The following is an 18,573-nucleotide window of genomic DNA, read 5'->3' as shown; positions in this document are numbered from 1 at the left end:
ATTATTTATGAAATCATATCTTACTTAAAATCTCTATAAAGTTAGATAGAAAGAACTAATTATGCGTTTAAAATAAAGGCTTATACAAAAATGACAAATAAAAGTAATAAATTAGTAGTATTAGGTGCAGGCTGGTTAGGACATGCTTTATGCGTAAGTGCACAAAAAGCTGACTGGCAAGTACAAGGAACGCATAGAACAGATATACACGAGTTTGACTTTGAGCGTCAGTTTACACTTGAAGATGGACAATTAAGGCATCAAGTTGATTTACAAGATGCTTATTGGGTATGTGCTATTCCACCCCGTAGCAGACACAGTGAAAGTAATTATCCTGAAACACTCACCGCAGCGCTTAAGCTTTCAAAGGAGCTAAACGCAAAGGGCTTTTTATTGTGCTCATCAACCGGGGTGTACGATCAAGAGCCTGGTGTATATAGTGAAAGTAGCGATATTTCATGCACAAACGAGCGCCAAATAAAGCTTTACGAAGCTGAAGAGCAAGTGCTTGAACAAGATGGCAAAATACTTCGTTTAGCTGGCTTACTAGGGCCTAATAGAGAACCGGGGCGTTTTGTGGCAGGTAAAGAGCTCAATACATCAAGTGAGCAAGTGGTAAATATGGTGCATCAACAAGATGTAATTAATGCTATTTTTGCGGTGATAGAGCACTGGCAAGTAGGGCAAAATATTTATAATGTGGTTAATCCTGCGCACCCCAAAAAAGCTGAATACTACGCTATGAAGTGTCAGCAACATGGTGGTGAAATGCCAACGTTTACAGGAACTGATTCGGCTGAGCGAAAAATATTAGGCTCAGCCATTGAAGCCTTAGGGTTTAGCTATCAGCACGGTATTTAATATCCTGAAGGCAGGGGACTGCTCTCTATAAAGTCGCATAGCTTACCTTCACTTAGTAATGTATTAGCAGCTTCGATATCGGGAGCAAAGTAGCGGTCTTTATCATAATAACTTACATGCTCGCGTAACAATGCTTTAGCGCTTTGCACTTTATTTGATGGTTCAAGCGGCTTTCTAAATTCTAGCCCTTGAACCGATGCTAACCATTCTATTGCCAAAACACCTTGGGTATTATTGGCCATTTCATCTAAGCGCCTTGCTGCAAAGGTTGCCATAGAAACATGATCTTCTTGATTTGCAGATGTAGGCAAGCTATCGACCGAAGCCGGATGCGCTAATGATTTGTTTTCTGATGCAAGCGCTGCTGCGGTAACTTGGGCAATCATAAATCCTGAATTTACCCCCCCGTTTTCAACTAAAAATGGCGGTAATTTGGATAGGTTTGAATCGATAAGTAATGCAATTCGCCTTTCTGCTAATGCACCAATTTCGGCAATTGCGATAGCTAAGTTATCGGCGGCCATTGCAACGGGTTCTGCATGAAAGTTTCCGCCCGATATTATGTCGCCTACATCGGCAAAAACTAGCGGATTGTCGGTTACACCGTTTGACTCGCATAGCAACACTTCTGCGGCTTGGCGTATCTGAGTTAGACAAGCACCTAGCACTTGAGGTTGGCAGCGAAGGCAGTATGGATCTTGTACTTTTTCACAATTGACGTGGGAGCTACTAATCTGAGAGTGCGTATCGAGTAGCTCTCTAAATACTTGAGCGGTGTCTATTTGACCACGTTGGCCGCGAATTTCATGAATACGTGCATCAAATGGCGCGCGACTGCCCATTGCAGCTTCTATGCTTATTGATCCGATAACGCAGCTTTGTGCATATAAGTTCTCGCTTCTAAATAGGCCTTGTAGTGCAAACGCAGTCGACGCTTGTGTGCCATTTAATAATGCTAAGCCTTCTTTGGCTGCAAGGGTAAGGGGTTCAAGTCCCGCTATTTTTAACCCTTGTGCTGCGCTAATTATTTCTCCTTTATGTCGCATTTGACCTTCAGCTAATAAAGGTAGACACATATGCGCAAGAGGAGCTAAATCTCCCGATGCCCCCACGGAGCCTTTTTTAGGCACGCATGGATATACTTCGCTACTAAGCAGCTGCATAAAAAATTGGATTACTTGCAGGCGAATGCCCGAATAGCCACGTGAAAGCGAGTTTACTTTTAAGGTGATCATTAACCTTACTGTGCTGTCATCCATGTATTCGCCAATACCTGCAGCGTGTGAAAGAACAATGGAGCGCTGTAACAATTCAAGTTCGTCGTCGGCAATTTTGGTATTGGCTAATAATCCAAAGCCGGTGTTAATTCCGTACACAGTGCGGTGTTCATTAATAACGTTTTGAACGGTTTGCGCGCTGGCTGCTATTTGCGACTCGGCATGCTTTGCAAGGCTTAACTTTACCGGTGAATTATTAATTTTTCTTAGTGTGTTTAAATCAAGTGATCCGGGTGTGAGAGTAAGTTCGAACATGATCATTCCTCGTTTAACATAGGTAGGTCTAAATTTTGTTCTTTAGCGCAGTTTTTTGCTATGTCGTATCCGGCATCAGAATGGCGCATTACACCCGTTGCAGGGTCGTTCCACAGTACGCGAGCAATACGCTCTTTAGCTTCATCAGTACCATCGGCAACAATAACTACACCAGAGTGCTGACTAAATCCCATGCCTACACCGCCACCATGGTGAAGCGACACCCAAGTAGCGCCACTTGCGGTATTAAGCAGTGCGTTGAGTAATGGCCAATCTGATACTGCATCTGAGCCATCTTTCATGCTCTCTGTTTCGCGGTTAGGGCTGGCAACTGAGCCAGAGTCGAGGTGATCGCGACCAATAACTATAGGGGCTTTAAGTTCGCCATTTTTAACCATTTCATTAAAGGCCAGTGCAAGGCGCGCTCTATCTTTAAGTCCAACCCAGCAAATACGTGCAGGTAAACCTTGAAATTGTATGCGTTCCCGCGCCATATCAAGCCAGTTATGCAAATGTGCATCATCAGGAATAAGCTCTTTTACTTTAGCGTCGGTTTTATATATATCTTCAGGGTCGCCTGATAATGCTACCCATCTAAATGGTCCAATCCCTTCACAAAATAAAGGGCGAATATATGCAGGCACAAATCCAGGAAAATCAAACGCGTTGGTAACACCCTCATCAAACGCCATTTGACGAATATTATTACCGTAATCAGTAGTGGCGGCACCGGCTTTTTGTAGTGCCAGCATAGCTTTAACTTGGACTGCCATTGATTGTTTAGCGGCTTTTACTACAGCTTTTGGATCTTGCTCACGCATTTTTGCTGCGTACTCCATTGTCCAGCCTTGTGGTAAGTAACCATTTAATGGATCGTGAGCTGATGTTTGATCTGTTACTACATCAGGGGTAATGCCTGTTTTAACCAGTGTACTAAAAATATCGGCAGCGTTACCTAGTAAACCCACTGAGAGGGCTTTACCTTTAACACATGCATCGGTTATTAATTGCAGTGCGTGTTCAAGACTTGTTGCTTTTACATCAACGTAGCCTGTTTTTATACGAAAATCGATACGGCTTTCATCACATTCAACAACCAGTGCACTAAACCCAGCCATTGTAGCTGCAAGTGGTTGCGCACCGCCCATACCACCAAGACCACCTGTTAATACCCACTTACCACTAGCGCTACCTGCAAAATGTTGCTTTGCCATAGCTACAAAGGTCTCGTAAGTTCCTTGTACTATGCCTTGCGAGCCAATATAAATCCAAGAACCCGCCGTCATTTGCCCGTACATCATCAAGCCTTTTTTATCGAGCTCGTTAAAGTGCTCCCAATTTGCCCAGTGTGGAACAAGATTTGAGTTAGCAATAAGCACGCGAGGGGCATTGCTGTGGGTTTTAAATACACCAACGGGTTTTCCTGATTGTACAAGCAGGGTTTCGTCGCTTTCGAGCCTATCGAGGGTTTCTATAATTTTGTCATAACTTGGCCAATCACGAGCTGCTCGGCCAATACCACCATATACAACAAGTGCATGAGGATGCTCTGCAACTTCAGGGTCTAAGTTATTCATTAGCATGCGCTTAGCAGCTTCTGTTTGCCAGCTTTTAGCACTTATTTTATCTCCATGAGGTGCACGTATTACGCGACTTGTGTCGAGTCGGTTGTTCATGTTTTGCTCCTGTTGTATATACAAGATGATTTGTTATAAAAAAAGCGCAGTAAGCGCTATTGTTTGTTATTTTTTAAATGTTAAGTGGCCACCTAAGCGATATTTACTGCCAGGTGATACAAGGCGCGCAAAGCTTACAATGCCTTTAACAGACCAGGTGCGTCGGATCACTTGTAAGCATGGCTCTTCATTATATAAGTTTAACCATTGGCACATTTCGCTGTTTGGCATAATGGCCTCTACTGTATGCCTTGCTTGGGTAAGTGGGGCAACACTAGATAGATATTCATGTGGTGTAAGCGTGCTGAAGTCTTGTTGTAAGTAGCCAGTCGCAAGGGCAGGATTTACAAAACGCTCTTCTAGCTGCAAAGGGCTGTCATTTTCGTTATGCACAAGTACACTTCGATATACAACACTGTCAACCTCAACACCAAGTGCAATGGCAATAGGTGCGACTGCATTTATTGATTCGAGTATGAGTACACTACAGGTGTAGTTGCCGTTACGCTCTTTTACTTCATCAGCAATATTTTTTATTTCAAGTAACGATGACTGCGATTTAAATGTAGCTACAAATGTACCTAACCCTTGGCTGCGGGTTAAAATACCTGCCTCGGTTAATTCGCTTAGTGCTCTGCGGGCTGTCATCCTGCTTACACTAAATTGACTACTTAGTTCGTTTTCAGAGGGAACACGTTGGTTTTCTTGCCACGTACCGCTGCGAATTTTATCAACAATGAATTGTTTTATTTGCGCAAATTTAGGTGTCGTCATTAAATTTATGGTTACATTAAAAATAAACTATATAAATAAGATGACACAATTACCTTGTATATACAAGACGGGTTGTTAGACTATATTTTCATCACTCTGGGCGTAAAAAGGGCTGTAAAATGCAAAGCACAACACAAAATTATGAGTTAGAAGAAATCGACTTACTTTTAACTGATGCCAATATTGCCACTATGGATAGCAATATAAATGCCCCTTATGGCGCAATTGAAAATGCTGCTATAGCCATTAAAAATGGTAAAATTGCGTGGATTGGAGAGCAATCAACATTGCCTAGTTTTGATGTGTTTGCAACGCCGACATTGAGTGTAAAAGGGCAATGGTTAACGCCGGGCTTAATAGATTGCCATACTCACTTAGTATTTGCAGGTTCAAGATCGCAAGAGTTTGAACAGCGTTTGCAAGGCGTAAGTTATGAGCAAATCGCAGCACAAGGTGGTGGCATAGCAAGTACGGTTAAAGCCACAAGAGCAGCCGACCGTGAACAATTGTTTGTAGATGCAAAAGATCGCTTAAATACGTTGTTAAAAGAAGGTGTAACCACCGTTGAAATAAAGTCTGGTTATGGGCTAGATACTGAAAACGAGATAAAAATATTAGACGTCGCTCGTTTATTAGGTGAACATCACCCTATTGATATTAAAACTACTTTTTTAGGGGCGCATGCTCTACCGCCTGAATACAAAGGCCGTGCTGATGAATATATTGATTTAGTGTGTACTGACATGCTTGATCAGGTAGTGGCTAATAATCTTGCTGATGCAGTCGATGTATTTTGTGAAAATGTAGGGTTTAGTTATTCGCAAACCAAACGTGTTTTCCAGGCGGCTAAAAAGCACAACCTCCCAGTAAAATGCCATGCTGAGCAGCTATCTAATCAACAGGGTTCTCAGCTGGTGGCGCAGTTTAATGGCCTTTCGGCGGATCATATTGAGCATCTAGATGAAGAGGGTGTAAAAGCCATGGCAGACGCTGGGACGGTAGCGGTGTTATTGCCAGGTGCATTTTATTTTTTAAGAGAGACTAAATTCCCACCTATTGAATTACTTAATCAATATAAAGTACCGATAGCTATTGCGAGTGATTTTAACCCAGGTACTTCACCGCTGTGCTCAGTGCACTTGATGATGAACATGGCATGCACATTGTTTAGATTAACACCTGAGCAAGCATTAGCTGGTGTTACTCGCAATGCTGCTAAAGCACTAGGGTTAGACGACCGTGGTATTTTAAAGGTTGGCGCAAGAGCTGATATTGCGCATTGGCAAATAAGTCATCCATCACAATTAAGTTACCAATTTGGCGTAAATAAACTGTTAAATTTATGGATTTTGGGTAGAATTAATTAGTTTGTATTATTTTTACCCACATATAACTTGGTTTAAACTTTCTTAGCGAATACGGATGCCGTTAATTTGAACATACTAACCGACAGTAATTTCCCAATATTTTTTAGTGGTGCACTATTAATGGCGATGATCGCCACTTTATTTGCTGTTAAAAATACCAGTATTAAATTTAGTTATTTATGCACAGCTGCTGTTGGTTTAGCTATCTTAAGCAGCGGTGCGGCTTGGCTTGCTATTTTACTAGCCTTTGGGTTTTGTTTTCACTTATGGCAAGCATTTGAGCGAAATAATTGGAGCATGATAATTACCAGCTCAATGGCTGGTCTTTTATTTGTTGTTCTATTTTCAGCTCATTTATTATTGGAAGTTCCGCTATTTTGGGTTGTGTTAGCAATATTATTATTAGCTATTGTTGGCTTTTTAAATGATGAAAGTGCTGAAATAGAAGTCGTTATAGAGCCAGAACCTGAAGGTGATGCATTTATTGAAGAGTCTCCGCTTTCAGTTTTTGCAGATAGAAAACAGTTACGCCAAGGTTACTATACATGGTGCGACAACAAACAAATAAGCGCAGCGTTAATCGTTATTCGCCTTGAAGGCTTTGAGCAAGTTAACCAGCATATTGGACGCGACTTTGGCGATATACTGTTAGCGCAATCGGCTAATCGAATAAAAGAGCTACTTTCAAGTGACGAAATAGTGACTTTAACTGGGCAAGAAAAGCTAGCCCACTTAGGGGGTCTTAACTTTGCATTTATTTGTAGTTTCGCGAATCAAAAGCACTTACATGAATTAGTTATTGACCAAATACTGGGTGCAACGCTTAAGCCATTTAATGTTGCTAACTGCACTGTAGAAGTAAAAGCGAGAGCGAGTTATGTTGATTGTAATGAGCAAGATAACAACTTTGATAATTTAATATCGTACGCATATCTGGCACTCGATAGCCACCCAGATCGCAAGGTTGTGCCTTATCATCAACAAATGATGATTGAATTGCGAGAGCAACAAGCGCGACTAAAAGAATTAGCAAATATTGATTTTTCGAGTGAGTTAGAGCTTTATTTTCAGCCTATTATTTGTAACGAAAACGGTCAAATTGAGTTTTTAGAATTACTACTGCGTTGGCAGCACCCTAAGCAAGGAATTTTATCCGCTAACAGGTTTATCGACGACATAAGAATTGCAGGGCTTGGTTATCCACTCGCTAAATTTGTAATAGAGAGAGCCGCTGAGCTTGCAATGGCGCTTAGAATAGAAGGTATTTCTATACCGCTTAGCATTAACGTATTTGGTCCTGAAATGCTTAACGAAGAGTTTATTGAATTTGTTGATGTTGTTTTAAGTGAGCATCACTTGGAAGCTGGCGATTTAATTGTTGAATGCCCTTTGCATATTTTTGCGGGACTAGATGATAAAGGCAGAGGCATGATCGCAAGGCTTAATAACATAGGCTTAAAAGTATGTGTTGATGGACTTGGTGATAACCCGGTACTGCTTTCTAAGTTACCAAGTTTAGCGGTAGAGTATATTAAGGTTTCACCTTCACTTACTGCTGACTTTAGTAATCAAAACAATATACGCAGTTTAGTTAGCGGAATGGTTGAAATGCATAGCCAACAAAAAACAAAAGTGATTTTTGAAGGGGTAGAAACACTTGAGCAACTTAAGTTTGTAAAAAGCTTAAAAGGTTATGCTGCCCAAGGTTATTACTTTGGTCACCCGCTAAGTAGTATCGGTTTAATGAGCTGGCTAAAAGAGTGGCGATTAGTTCAGCAGCGCTAAGTGTTTTCTTTGGCTTGTAGGTAGCTATTCACAAGTGCACTGATCACTTGTCCTACATGGGCAGCACCGGCCTCAACTCCGTTAGGGTGCTGGCTAGGCGCCGCTTCACATAAATGTAAGTACTTAGAGTGGCGATGGTTTGCTGCTAAATGCACAAAGTGCTCAGTGTCATTCACACTAAATCCGCAACATGTGTACGCACTAACCGGCATGTAAGTAATACTATCTAAATCAACTTCAATACCCAGTGGTAAATCGTTAAAATTACTTAATGCGTTTTCAATTGCCTGCGTGAGTGTAATTTTTCGCTTAACTTGTATTGATTGATAGCTATCAAACGTAAAGTTAGCTTCACTCATTGCATCTATAATTGCTTGATTGTTTTTTATCTCATGTAAGCCAATAACGTGGTAATTACTTAGATGTTGCTCGTTATAAGCGTAGCGAAAGCCATTGCCGCTATGGCGACCTTCACATTCTCTAAAGTCGGCATGAGGGTCAAAGTTGATAGCATTAATAGGTGTATTTTTTGACTTACTCAGGGCACGGATAATTCCCAAGCAATTGTTATGACCTCCGCCAATAACGATTGGCTCAAGCCCCGCTTTAAAAATAAGGCTCAATAACGACTCTACGCGTTCATCAAGCTGTTGGCATAAATCTCGTAATTGAGTTAATTGCTGGCCTTGCTGATTATTAAGCTGGTTGCTTTGCGCCATTAAATCATCAGTATTAACTTCACCCAATAAAAGCACTTTTTGAGTGGCAATAAATTGATTGTGAGGTTGGTTTAAAAAGCGTTTTAAAAAAGCCGGCCATGCTTCGTTTGCACCGCCATTTCCTAAGTTTGCTTTTGGGCCGATATCTTCGCAAATACCCAGAAGTACATAGCGGATACCAAATTGAGCAGCGTCAACAAGTGCTTGTTGCAGGTTTACTTGGGTGTCGAGCAAGGCCATTGATTGCCATGCCTTTTTCTCATTTGCGCGGGTAGAGCAAAGTGTTCTAACCGCGCTTTCATCATATACTTTTAAATGGGAGGTCACGTTATACTTCTACAACTTCCAACTCTAATTCTTCTGCAGATAAAACAATGCCTGTGCTATCAGCATAAATAAAGTCGTCATCAAAAAATGATACCCCAGCAAAGTTAACGCCTATAGCATCTTCACCAGCACCTTCGCTGTCGGCTGCAACAGGGATTGAAGCAATTGCTTGAATGCCTAAATCAAGCTCTTCAAGCTCATCAACGTGGCGTACTGCGCCGTAAACAACAATACCATTCCAGTTGTTTTCAAGTGCTAGCTCAGCCAGTTCAATGTCGATTAGTGCGCGACGAGTTGAGCCGCCACCATCAATAAGAAGTACTAGGTCTGTACCATCTTGAGAAAGTAATTCGCGGATGAGTTCATTATTTTCAAAACATTTAACCGTTTTAATGCGGCCACCAAAGCTGTGTCGACCACCAAAGTTGATGAACATAGGCTCTAGCACGTCAACCACGTCAGCAAAGTGGTCGCATAAATCAGAAGTGCTGTAATCCATTATTTTATCCTCAAAAGGTACATTAATTTATATCTCAGTATACCCTCCTTATAAGCAATAACAACGACTTAATCGCAGTAAATTTAGGCAAAACAAGCGCTAAATCATTAATCGCAATAATAGTGTATTAAAAGCGTCACTCAATTGTTATTTACAACACATAAGCTAAATCGGTGTTCATATGTTATGCAATGAGGGATGGTGATGAATAATAATATGCTTAAAAAGGTAACTCAGATAGATGAGCAATTATTTTTAACTTTGTTTAATTGCAATTCACCGAGGTGGTTTAAAATAATGGCCTTTGGTTTGTCTAAAAGCGGTGATGGTGGGCTTTATATATTAATATGCTTAGCAGTGTGGTGGCTTAGTAATAATGAACAGCACCAATTATTGCCTGTCACTATATTAATTGGTTTTGCTATAGAAAGACCTATTTACCTACTAGCTAAAAATAGATTTGCTCGGATCCGTCCATGCGACTGCTTAGTAACAAATGCCTATATAGTACCAAGCGATAAATTTAGTTTACCATCGGGTCACAGTGCTGCTGCCTTTTTAGTGGCAATTATATTAAGCCATTTTTTTCCAGAATATGCATTACTACTATTTAGTTGGGCTACCGGCGTTGCTATGTCTCGTGTGGTATTAGGTGTGCACTTTCCTGCTGATATTATAATAGGCGCAACGATTGGTAGTTTTTGTGGTTTATTTGCGTTAGCACTTGTGGTGCCTGCATGAAAATATTGTATGGAGTGCAAGGTACCGGTAATGGTCATATAACGCGCGCTCGGGTTATGGCAAGCTGCTTTAATAAGCTCGGTATTGATGTTGATTATGTGTTTTCAGGGCGCGCAAATAAAGATTACTTTGATATGCACGAATTCTCAGATTATAAAGCGTATCGCGGTTTATCGTTTAGCACTGAAAATGGGCAAGTTAAAAATTTAAAAACACTTAAAAACATGCGAATTTGTAAGTTGGTGAGTGATATAAAATCGCTTGAGATAAAACAGTACGATTTTGTACTTAACGACTTCGAGCCTGTGACAGCATGGGCTGCAAAACGGGCAGGTATACCCGTTATTGGCATTAGTCACCAAGCAGCATTTTTGTCAGATAACGTACCTATGTTTGGTCGTGGCGTACTGAGAAAATCACTTATCAAGCATTATGCACCAGCGACTACCTATTTAGGCGTGCACTGGCAACCATTTGCAAATAATATAATACCGCCTTTTATTGCTCATCATAATCACGACAACCCTGTAGCCGTAATGAACAAGGTATTGGTATATTTACCTTTCGAAAACTTAGATAGCGTTGTTGATTATTTAAAAGACTTTCCCGAAAAAGAATTTTATTGCTATCACCCAAATGCCTGCAATCAGTCTTTTGGACATATACATTTACGTGCCCCTTCACGCTCTGGTTTTTTAAACGACTTAGCAAACACAAGTGGCGTTATTGGTAATGCGGGATTTGAGCTTGCCAGTGAAGCGCTTAAGTTAGGTAAAAAGTTACTATTAAAGCCTTTAGATGGTCAGTTTGAGCAAGCAGCAAATGCACAAACTTTATTTGCCATGGGCATGGCGCATGTTATGAACTATTTAAACCCACAAGCCCTTGATGATTGGAATAGCGCGCCGCAAAACAAGCAAATAAATTACCCCAGCGACCCCGCGCCTTTAATTGATTGGTTGGTTAAACAACAATGGAATAACACACAATCGTTACATAAAGGTTTGTGGGATAGTGTCGCCTTATAGCCATCACATTTAAACTGTTTAAAATTACCAATAATAAAAAGTTAAATTAATTAGTCGCTTTTGATCTATTAGCTATAATAAAAATGCATATTTAAAAAAGGCGTTAGCGATGAATTTTTTACAAAACTTAACAATCAAACGACGTTTACAATTAAACGCAGTCGTTGTTGGTTTAGCAATGGTGGTCCTTTTATGCGTGATTATTTTTGAATCACGTACAACCCTGAGCTTAAACAAGACTATTCAATTAGCAGAAGAGCTCAACGTACATGCATTAGCATTGCGTAAACATGAAAAAAACTTTTTGTTTTATAAACAAGAAGACGCGTTAACTGCATTTGAAACGGATTTTGAGCAGTTAAGTGATAAAGTAAAAAAGTTACAACAGTTAATGGCTAACCAAGGTATTGCACAGGAGCAAGTTCAGCGCTTTGAGCAACTAATAAATAGCTATAATAATGATTTTAATACTGTTGTTAAGCTTCAAAAAGAAATTGGTTTAACCCCGACCGACGGGTTATATGGCAAGCTTAGAAGCTCGGTTCATGAAGTTGAGCAACTATTAAAAGAGCAGCAAAATTACCAACTGGTGTCGTCAATGCTGCAACTAAGACGCTCAGAAAAAGATTTCATGCTGAGATTTGATATTAAGTACCTAGGGCGTTTTAATGAGGGAATTAATACATTTAAGCAGCAGATAGCTGCAGCACAGCTGCCAAGCGACTATAAAGCACAAATTAATCCTTTGATTGATATATACCAAAGCGAATTTCAAACACTTGTGCAGGCGCAAACTAAGCTAGGGCTAGATCTTGAGTCAGGCGCACTTGGAGTAATGCGTGACAGTGTAGATAAAAGCGACGCCATTGTTTCTAAAATCGTTAAAGACACTAAGTTACAAGTAGAACAAAGTGTAGAGCAGGCTCAATTTTTAGCTATTTTGGTATTTGTGATTGCAGGTGTGATTGTATTAGCACTCGTTTATTTTACAAGCCACTCCATTATTGTACCTATTGAGCGGGTTTATCACACTATTAACGATATTCGTCGTAATAATGATTTGAGCGTGATGATAGAGCAAACTGGTAAAGACGAAATTACCACCATGACGGTCGACTTTAATAGCTTAATAGGCGATTTTAAGAACTTAATTAACGAAGTTAATGGTGCTTTAAACACGCTTAATGTAGCAACAGAGCATTTATCAGAAAGTACCGCAGCAACAAGCTCTGGTATGCAAGAGCAACTACATGAAGCCGACATGGTTGCAACTGCAGCCACCGAAATGCAGGCGACGATTCAGGATATTTCACATAATACTGAGGCGGCTGCGAAAAAAGCAGAGTCAACAAATTTAAGTGCACAACAAGGGCGTAGTGAAGTAGATTCTACCGTTAAGCACATTAGGGCCCTATCTGATTCGCTGGGGAATGCATCAAATGTAGTGTCGCAACTTGAAAAAGATGGTGAAACAATTGGTTCAGTGCTTGATGTAATTCGAGCGATTGCAGATCAAACAAATTTACTTGCACTTAATGCGGCAATAGAAGCGGCCCGTGCTGGTGAGTATGGTCGTGGTTTTGCTGTTGTTGCAGATGAGGTTCGTTCATTAGCAAAGCGTACTCAAGAGTCTACAAGTGAGATTGAAGGTATTATAAGTACCTTACAGCAGCGTACTCAAGAAGTGGTGAGTATTATGCACAAATGTCGCTCTCAAGGTGATGAAAGTGCCTCACAAGCAATTAAAGCAGGTGAGCTATTGGGCGCAATTACTGAGGATGTACAAACAATAATGGAAATGAGCTCTCAAATAGCAGTTGCTATTGATGAGCAAAGCCAAGTGGCATCAGAGGTTAATAAAAATGTAGTAAGAATTCGCGATATTGCACAAGACGCAACTGAACATGCTGCTAACAATGCGCAAACAAGTGAAGAGGTCTCTGAGCAGGCTCGCGTTCTGTTCACTGCAATTGATAAATTTAAGGTTTAATAACGCTTAATAGAACGGGCCTATAAAGTTTAAGGAACAAATTTTATAGGCACGCTATCTTTACTTTTTTCGTGTTCAGTTACCCGCGCTAAATATTCACTCCACAATGTATCTTGTTGCTGTTGTAGTTTTTCAAAGTAGCGCCAGCTAAATAGTCCGCTGTTATGGCCATCGTCAAAATCTAAACGAAGTGCGTAATGCCCAACAGGTACAATACTTTTTATTCCTACAGCTTGCTTATTAAGTACTAGCTTCATTGGGCCAGAGCCATGGCCCTGCACTTCAGCTGAAGGGGAGTGTACACGTAAAAACTCACAGCTAAATACAGCTTTACTGTCATCATCAAAGTAAACATCTAGATTTTTACTTACACTGTGGTAATGCACTTTTGTTACGTGTTTCATTTAATATATCCCATTAAAAAGCCCCCAATCTGGAGGCTTTTAGTATAACGTTTATATTCGTTTTATAGAATAAAGCGGCTTAAGTCTTCATCTTCAACAAGTGCACCTAAGTGTTTTTCAACATAAGCGGCGTCGATTACTAATGACGAGCCTGCTTTTTCAGAAGCATCGTATGAAATTTCTTCCATCAATCTTTCCATTACAGTGTGTAGACGACGAGCACCGATGTTTTCGGTTTTCTCGTTAACTTGCCAAGCTGCTTTGGCAATACGCTCAATTGCATCGTCGCTAAACTCAATCGATACCTGCTCAGTTTTAAGCAGCTCTCGTTGTTGCTCGGTAAGCGATGCATGAGGCTCTGTAAGGATGCGTTTAAAGTCATCTGCAGTAAGTGCTTCAAGTTCTACTCGAATAGGTAAGCGGCCCTGTAGCTCTGGGATCATATCTGATGGCTTTGCCATCTGAAACGCACCAGAGGCAATAAACAGCATATGGTCAGTTTTAACCATTCCGTGCTTAGTATTTACAGTTGAACCTTCAATTAGCGGTAGTAAGTCGCGCTGAACACCTTCTCGGCTCACATCTGGGCCTGACGAATCGCCGCGCTTACAAATTTTGTCTATTTCATCAATAAACACAATACCGTTTTGCTCTACTGCAAAAATAGCTTGTTCTTTTAGCTCTTCAGGATTTACTAATTTAGCGGCTTCTTCTTCCGTTAATAGTTTGAAGGCTTCTTTGATTTTTAGTTTACGCTTAGTGCGCTTATCGCCGCCCATGTTTTGAAACATGCTTTGTAGCTGGTTGGTCATATCTTCCATACCAGGAGGCGCCATAATTTCTACGTTTGGTTGTGCTTGTGCTAAATCGATTTCAATTTCTTTATCGTCTAGCTGACCTTCACGTAGCTTTTTACGGAACGCTTGGCGAGTTGATGAGTTATCATCACGCTGCGTTTCGCCGTATTGATCTTTCGCTGGTGGTAAAAGGGCATCTAAAATGCGCTCTTCTGCTGCTTCTTCGGCGCGATGTTTAAATTTCTTAGTCTGCTGTTCGCGAGTCATTTTAATTGATACATCGACTAAATCGCGGATGATAGTCTCAACTTCTTTACCAACATAGCCAACTTCAGTGAACTTAGTCGCTTCTACTTTAATAAAGGGTGCGTTAGCAAGTTTTGCTAATCGGCGGGCAATTTCTGTTTTACCTACACCGGTTGGACCAATCATTAAAATGTTTTTTGGTGTAACTTCGCTGCGTAAATCTTCTTTTAGTTGCATGCGACGCCAGCGGTTACGAAGTGCGATAGCCACTGCTTTTTTTGCTTTAGCCTGACCTATAATGTGCTGATCTAGCTCGTGAACAATTTCTCTTGGGGTCATATCAGACATGATAGTTCCTATTATAATTCTTCGATTGTTTGGAAGTTATTAGTAAATACGCAGATGTTGCCTGCAATAGTTAAGCTTTTCTCTACTATTTCACGAGCGCTTAAATCTGTATTTTCTAAAAGGGCGGTTGCCGCTGATTGTGCAAAGTTACCACCACTGCCAATTGCAATTAGGTCGTTTTCAGGTTGAACCACATCGCCATTACCGGTAATAATTAAAGAGGCTGTTTCGTCTGCTACAGCGAGCAGAGCTTCGAGTTTTCGAAGTGCACGGTCGCTGCGCCAATCTTTAGCCATTTCTACTGCGGCTTTAGTTAGGTTTCCTTGGTGCATTTCTAATTTGCTTTCGAAGCGTTCGAAAAGAGTGAAGGCATCAGCAGTACCACCGGCAAAACCAGCGATTACTTTGCCATTATAAAGACGTCGAACTTTACGGGCGTTGCCCTTCATTACGGTATTACCAAGAGACACTTGGCCATCGCCGCCAATTACAACCTTGTCGCCACGGCGTACACTTACGATAGTAGTCATGTTATTCCTCATCATCGAGCTGCAGAGGCAACTCGTAAAAAACGATTATGAAGAGGTTATATGGGTGAATGGTTTATTTTCAAGTCCAGCCCCAAATTCCGCAGCCGACTATTTTTACACGTTTAAGTTTGTTTTTATCACTTTCGGCTTGGCGTTTGGTTTTATAAGGGCCTAAGCGCACTTTATACCAAGTACCATTGCTGCCTTCTGCCTGTTTTATTTCAGAAATGAGGCCTGCAAATGCTATTTTAGCTTTTAGCGATTCCGCTTGTGCGTGGGTTTTAAACGAACCACACTGCATAACGTAAGGGCCTTTTTGCTCAAGTTCCTTCACTTCAACTTGAATCTCGTGGTTTCTAATTTCTTTAATAAACTCTGGTGTGCGTGGAATAACCACTTCTACTTTTGCGGGCGCAGTGGGGTTTGCTTGTTTTTCGACAAGTTTTGGATCTGCATTACTTTTAATAAACCATAATGTATAAGCAAAACCACCGACGAGTAAGATGGCTATGACAGCTAAAAGAATAGGAAATGGTTTTTTAGCGGGTGCGTTTTTTTTACTGTTTCTGCCTGCAGGCTTTTTGTTAATATAATCGTGCTGTGCCATGGTGTTATTTTGGCCTTAACCTAAATCATGTCTATAGGGTCTACGTCTAAGCTCCAGCGTACTTTTTGTGCAAGTTTACTTGAACTTAAATAATCAACCATTTGCGCAAGGTACTGATGTAATATGCGGCGATCTTGCGCTTGAATATGTAATTGAAAACGATACATACCTGCGACTTTTTCAAGTGGAGCAGGGATCGGACCGAGCAATTGTATACCAGATACCCCATTCACAGGAACCAAATCCGTCAAAAAATCGACGACTAGCTTAATGCTGTGTCCTTGTGCACGGACAATAGCCATATTTGTAATGGGTGGTAAGTCTGCATCATCGCGTTCACTCAGTGCAAAACGAGCAAAGTCTTGGTAACCATTATTAACTAAGTCTTGTAAAAGTGGGTGTTCTGGAAAGTGTGTTTGTAATAACACTTGACCAGGCTCTCCTGAACGTCCAGCACGCCCCGCTACTTGGGTGACTAATTGCGCTAAATGTTCTGTTGCTCTAAAGTCGCATGAGTATAAGCCGCTATCTACGTCTAAAATTATAACAAGGCTTACATCTGCAAAGTGATGGCCTTTGGCAAGCATTTGTGTGCCAACTAAAATGCGTGCACCGCCTAGGTTTATTTCATCTAGTGCTTTTTCAAGGCTGCCTTTACGGCGAGTTGAATCGCGGTCTATGCGAGTAACGGGTGTATCTGGAAACTCGGTCGATAAAAACTCTTCAATTTGCTCTGTACCTTTGCCATTTGGAAATATTTGCGTACTTCCACAATCAGGACATTGGTGAGGAACAGGGTATTGATCGCCACAGTGATGACAAATCATTTGGCCAATCGCTTTATGAAATGTGGCGCTGGTACTGCAGCGTTTACATTCACTTAGCCAGCCACATTCATGGCAAATAAGAGTGGGTGAAAAACCTCGACGATTTAAAAAAACCATAACCTGTTTACCGCGATTTAAGTGTTGGCGCATAGTTGCAAGGCTTGCATGTGCAATACCTGCTTGGTCGGGTTGGCCTTTCATATCGAGTAACTTAAATTGGTTATCTGTCGCAGTTTGCGCGCGCTCGGTTAAACTTAGTAGCTGATATTTGTTATTAATTGCTTTGTGAAGTGTTTCAAGTGCGGGTGTAGCACTGCCTAATATAAGTGGTATTTTATGCTGAAAAGCTCTGTATGCAGCTAAATCACGAGCATGGTAACGAAGGGTATCTTGTTGCTTAAATGATGAATCGTGCTCTTCATCGACAACTATCATACCGAGTTTTAAAAATGGCAGAAAAATACTCGAACGTGTGCCTATAACTATTGCACAACTGCCTTTTTCGCAAAAACGCCATGTTTGTAATCGCTCGTTGTCGGTAAGGGCTGAATGCCAAAGCATAATGGGTGTATCAGGAAAGCGGCGACGAAAACGGTTTACAGTTTGTGGCGTTAAGCCTATTTCTGGCACTAATACTAATGCTTGCTCGCCACGTTTTAATACTTCTTCTAGGCACTGTAAATACACTTCTGTTTTACCACTGCCAGTTACGCCTTCTAATAAAAAGCTGCTAAATCCACTACTTTGATTTATTGCTGTACAAGCAACCGCTTGTTCTTTATTAAGTACAGGTTTACTACCGACAGTTGGTGCAACGCTTTGCCATTGGTTATCGTGTTCAATAGTTTGCGTAATGAGTTCTTTATCTATTAGGCTATCTATTGTTTTTTTGCTAAAGCCAAGAGCTTTTAATTCGGTTAACGATGATTTCCCCGATTGCGATAACTGCTTTAATAAATTGAGTTGTGTTTTGGCTTTTAATGACGGTACTTTTGCGCCTTTTTCTGTCAGAGCAACCATGTTAATACTGGTTTTATCTGGCGATTCACCTTGGCGAAGTGCACTCGGTAGCGCTATGTGAATAGTTTCGCCTAAGGGATAGCAATAATAGCGGGCAGTAAAGCTAAGGAGTTCTAAATGTTGGGCGCTTAAAATAGGGGTGTCGTCTATTACCTCTATAATATTCTTAATTTTATCTAAAGGGACGTCGGTACTGTTTTTAATACCCAGAACAACAGCTACTTTTTTTTGATTACCAAAAGGTACTAAAACCCGCATGCCCGGTAGTATGGGTGTTGATAAGCCACTGAGCTGCTCTTCTATTTTATAATCAAAGGTGCGTGGAAGCGGGACTTTAATAGCAACTTCAACAAAACTCATAACAACTCAACCCGTAAAATTAATGCTGTAATGTACTAAAAATACCGCTAAAAACCTACTAGCAATAGTACTAGAGAAAGAGATTGTTCACTTTTTTAGCGAAAAGATAAATAAATACTTGTGCAGGGGAAGGTT

The 18,573-nt window shown here is 40.8% G+C and carries 16 protein-coding genes; 6 read left to right on the top strand and 10 right to left on the bottom strand.

The features are described 5' to 3' along the window. Nucleotides 1–90 precede the first annotated feature (90 nt). Nucleotides 91–861: an NADP-binding protein gene (locus tag QMA08_RS13500; RefSeq protein ID WP_039485902.1), complete on the top strand. Its 771-nt coding sequence runs from the start codon at nucleotides 91–93 to the stop codon at nucleotides 859–861. Here the strand turns inward: QMA08_RS13500 and hutH are convergent. The 3 genes from hutH to hutC all read right to left on the bottom strand — a co-directional run bounded on the left by hutH (nucleotide 858) and on the right by hutC (nucleotide 4,843). After that, nucleotides 858–2,393, bottom strand: a complete 1,536-nt coding sequence (gene hutH, locus QMA08_RS13495) for a histidine ammonia-lyase (protein ID WP_278382633.1) — start codon at nucleotides 2,391–2,393, stop codon at nucleotides 858–860. The genes QMA08_RS13500 and hutH overlap by 4 nt on opposite strands. Nucleotides 2,394–2,395: 2 nt before the next feature. Then, on the bottom strand, nucleotides 2,396–4,069 hold the full coding sequence (gene hutU / locus QMA08_RS13490) for a urocanate hydratase (RefSeq protein ID WP_290174719.1): 1,674 nt from the start codon (nucleotides 4,067–4,069) through the stop codon (nucleotides 2,396–2,398). Between the two features lie 66 nt (nucleotides 4,070–4,135). Continuing rightward, nucleotides 4,136–4,843, bottom strand: coding sequence for a histidine utilization repressor (hutC, locus tag QMA08_RS13485; protein WP_024596303.1), 708 nt, complete (start codon nucleotides 4,841–4,843; stop codon nucleotides 4,136–4,138). Between the two features lie 119 nt (nucleotides 4,844–4,962). On the opposite strand from hutC, the gene hutI reads away from it, so the two are divergent. Together hutI and QMA08_RS13475 are read left to right on the top strand one after the other, a co-directional pair. Further along, nucleotides 4,963–6,210 (top strand): imidazolonepropionase, encoded by a 1,248-nt coding sequence (gene hutI / locus QMA08_RS13480; RefSeq protein ID WP_290174718.1) that lies wholly within the window; start codon nucleotides 4,963–4,965, stop codon nucleotides 6,208–6,210. Between the two features lie 120 nt (nucleotides 6,211–6,330). Then, on the top strand, nucleotides 6,331–7,995 hold the full coding sequence (locus tag QMA08_RS13475) for a GGDEF domain-containing phosphodiesterase (RefSeq protein WP_039485886.1): 1,665 nt from the start codon (nucleotides 6,331–6,333) through the stop codon (nucleotides 7,993–7,995). Here the strand turns inward: QMA08_RS13475 and QMA08_RS13470 are convergent. Continuing rightward, on the bottom strand, nucleotides 7,992–9,041 hold the full coding sequence (locus QMA08_RS13470; protein WP_149602029.1) for a formimidoylglutamase: 1,050 nt from the start codon (nucleotides 9,039–9,041) through the stop codon (nucleotides 7,992–7,994). The genes QMA08_RS13475 and QMA08_RS13470 overlap by 4 nt on opposite strands. Nucleotide 9,042: 1 nt before the next feature. Next, a complete protein-coding gene (gene rraA, locus QMA08_RS13465; protein ID WP_002959955.1) occupies nucleotides 9,043–9,540 on the bottom strand; it encodes a ribonuclease E activity regulator RraA in 498 nt (165 codons plus the stop codon). Between the two features lie 201 nt (nucleotides 9,541–9,741). Here rraA and QMA08_RS13460 point away from each other — a divergent pair, with 201 nt between their 5' ends. The 3 genes from QMA08_RS13460 (at nucleotide 9,742) to QMA08_RS13450 (ending at nucleotide 13,299) form a co-directional block, all read left to right on the top strand. Beyond that, on the top strand, nucleotides 9,742–10,281 hold the full coding sequence (locus QMA08_RS13460) for a phosphatase PAP2 family protein (RefSeq protein ID WP_138489989.1): 540 nt from the start codon (nucleotides 9,742–9,744) through the stop codon (nucleotides 10,279–10,281). Continuing rightward, a complete protein-coding gene (locus QMA08_RS13455) occupies nucleotides 10,278–11,309 on the top strand; it encodes an MJ1255/VC2487 family glycosyltransferase (RefSeq protein WP_138488422.1) in 1,032 nt (343 codons plus the stop codon). Before QMA08_RS13460 ends, QMA08_RS13455 begins: the two co-directional genes overlap by 4 nt. Nucleotides 11,310–11,418: 109 nt before the next feature. After that, entirely contained in the window at nucleotides 11,419–13,299 is a 1,881-nt protein-coding gene (locus QMA08_RS13450; protein ID WP_138488423.1) for a methyl-accepting chemotaxis protein, read from the top strand. 29 nt (nucleotides 13,300–13,328) lie between these two features. On the opposite strand, the gene QMA08_RS13445 is transcribed toward QMA08_RS13450, so the two are convergent. The 5 genes from QMA08_RS13445 to priA all read right to left on the bottom strand — a co-directional run bounded on the left by QMA08_RS13445 (nucleotide 13,329) and on the right by priA (nucleotide 18,438). Beyond that, on the bottom strand, nucleotides 13,329–13,703 hold the full coding sequence (locus QMA08_RS13445) for a gamma-butyrobetaine hydroxylase-like domain-containing protein (protein WP_002958364.1): 375 nt from the start codon (nucleotides 13,701–13,703) through the stop codon (nucleotides 13,329–13,331). Between the two features lie 62 nt (nucleotides 13,704–13,765). Beyond that, nucleotides 13,766–15,094, bottom strand: a complete 1,329-nt coding sequence (gene hslU, locus QMA08_RS13440) for an HslU--HslV peptidase ATPase subunit (RefSeq protein WP_002958365.1) — start codon at nucleotides 15,092–15,094, stop codon at nucleotides 13,766–13,768. Nucleotides 15,095–15,105: 11 nt separating this feature from the next. After that, on the bottom strand, nucleotides 15,106–15,624 hold the full coding sequence (gene hslV / locus QMA08_RS13435; protein WP_002958366.1) for an ATP-dependent protease subunit HslV: 519 nt from the start codon (nucleotides 15,622–15,624) through the stop codon (nucleotides 15,106–15,108). Nucleotides 15,625–15,703: 79 nt separating this feature from the next. After that, a complete protein-coding gene (locus tag QMA08_RS13430; protein WP_024596311.1) occupies nucleotides 15,704–16,231 on the bottom strand; it encodes an SPOR domain-containing protein in 528 nt (175 codons plus the stop codon). 20 nt (nucleotides 16,232–16,251) lie between these two features. After that, nucleotides 16,252–18,438 carry a primosomal protein N' gene (gene priA, locus QMA08_RS13425; protein WP_182682818.1) on the bottom strand — a complete coding sequence of 729 codons (2,187 nt, stop codon included), beginning with the start codon at nucleotides 18,436–18,438 and terminating at the stop codon, nucleotides 16,252–16,254. Nucleotides 18,439–18,573: the final 135 nt, after the last annotated feature.

Source organism: Pseudoalteromonas sp. APC 3355, from assembly GCF_030407615.1.
GTDB classification, from domain to species: domain Bacteria; phylum Pseudomonadota; class Gammaproteobacteria; order Enterobacterales; family Alteromonadaceae; genus Pseudoalteromonas; species Pseudoalteromonas distincta.
This window is presented reverse-complemented; position numbering and strand designations above follow the sequence as displayed.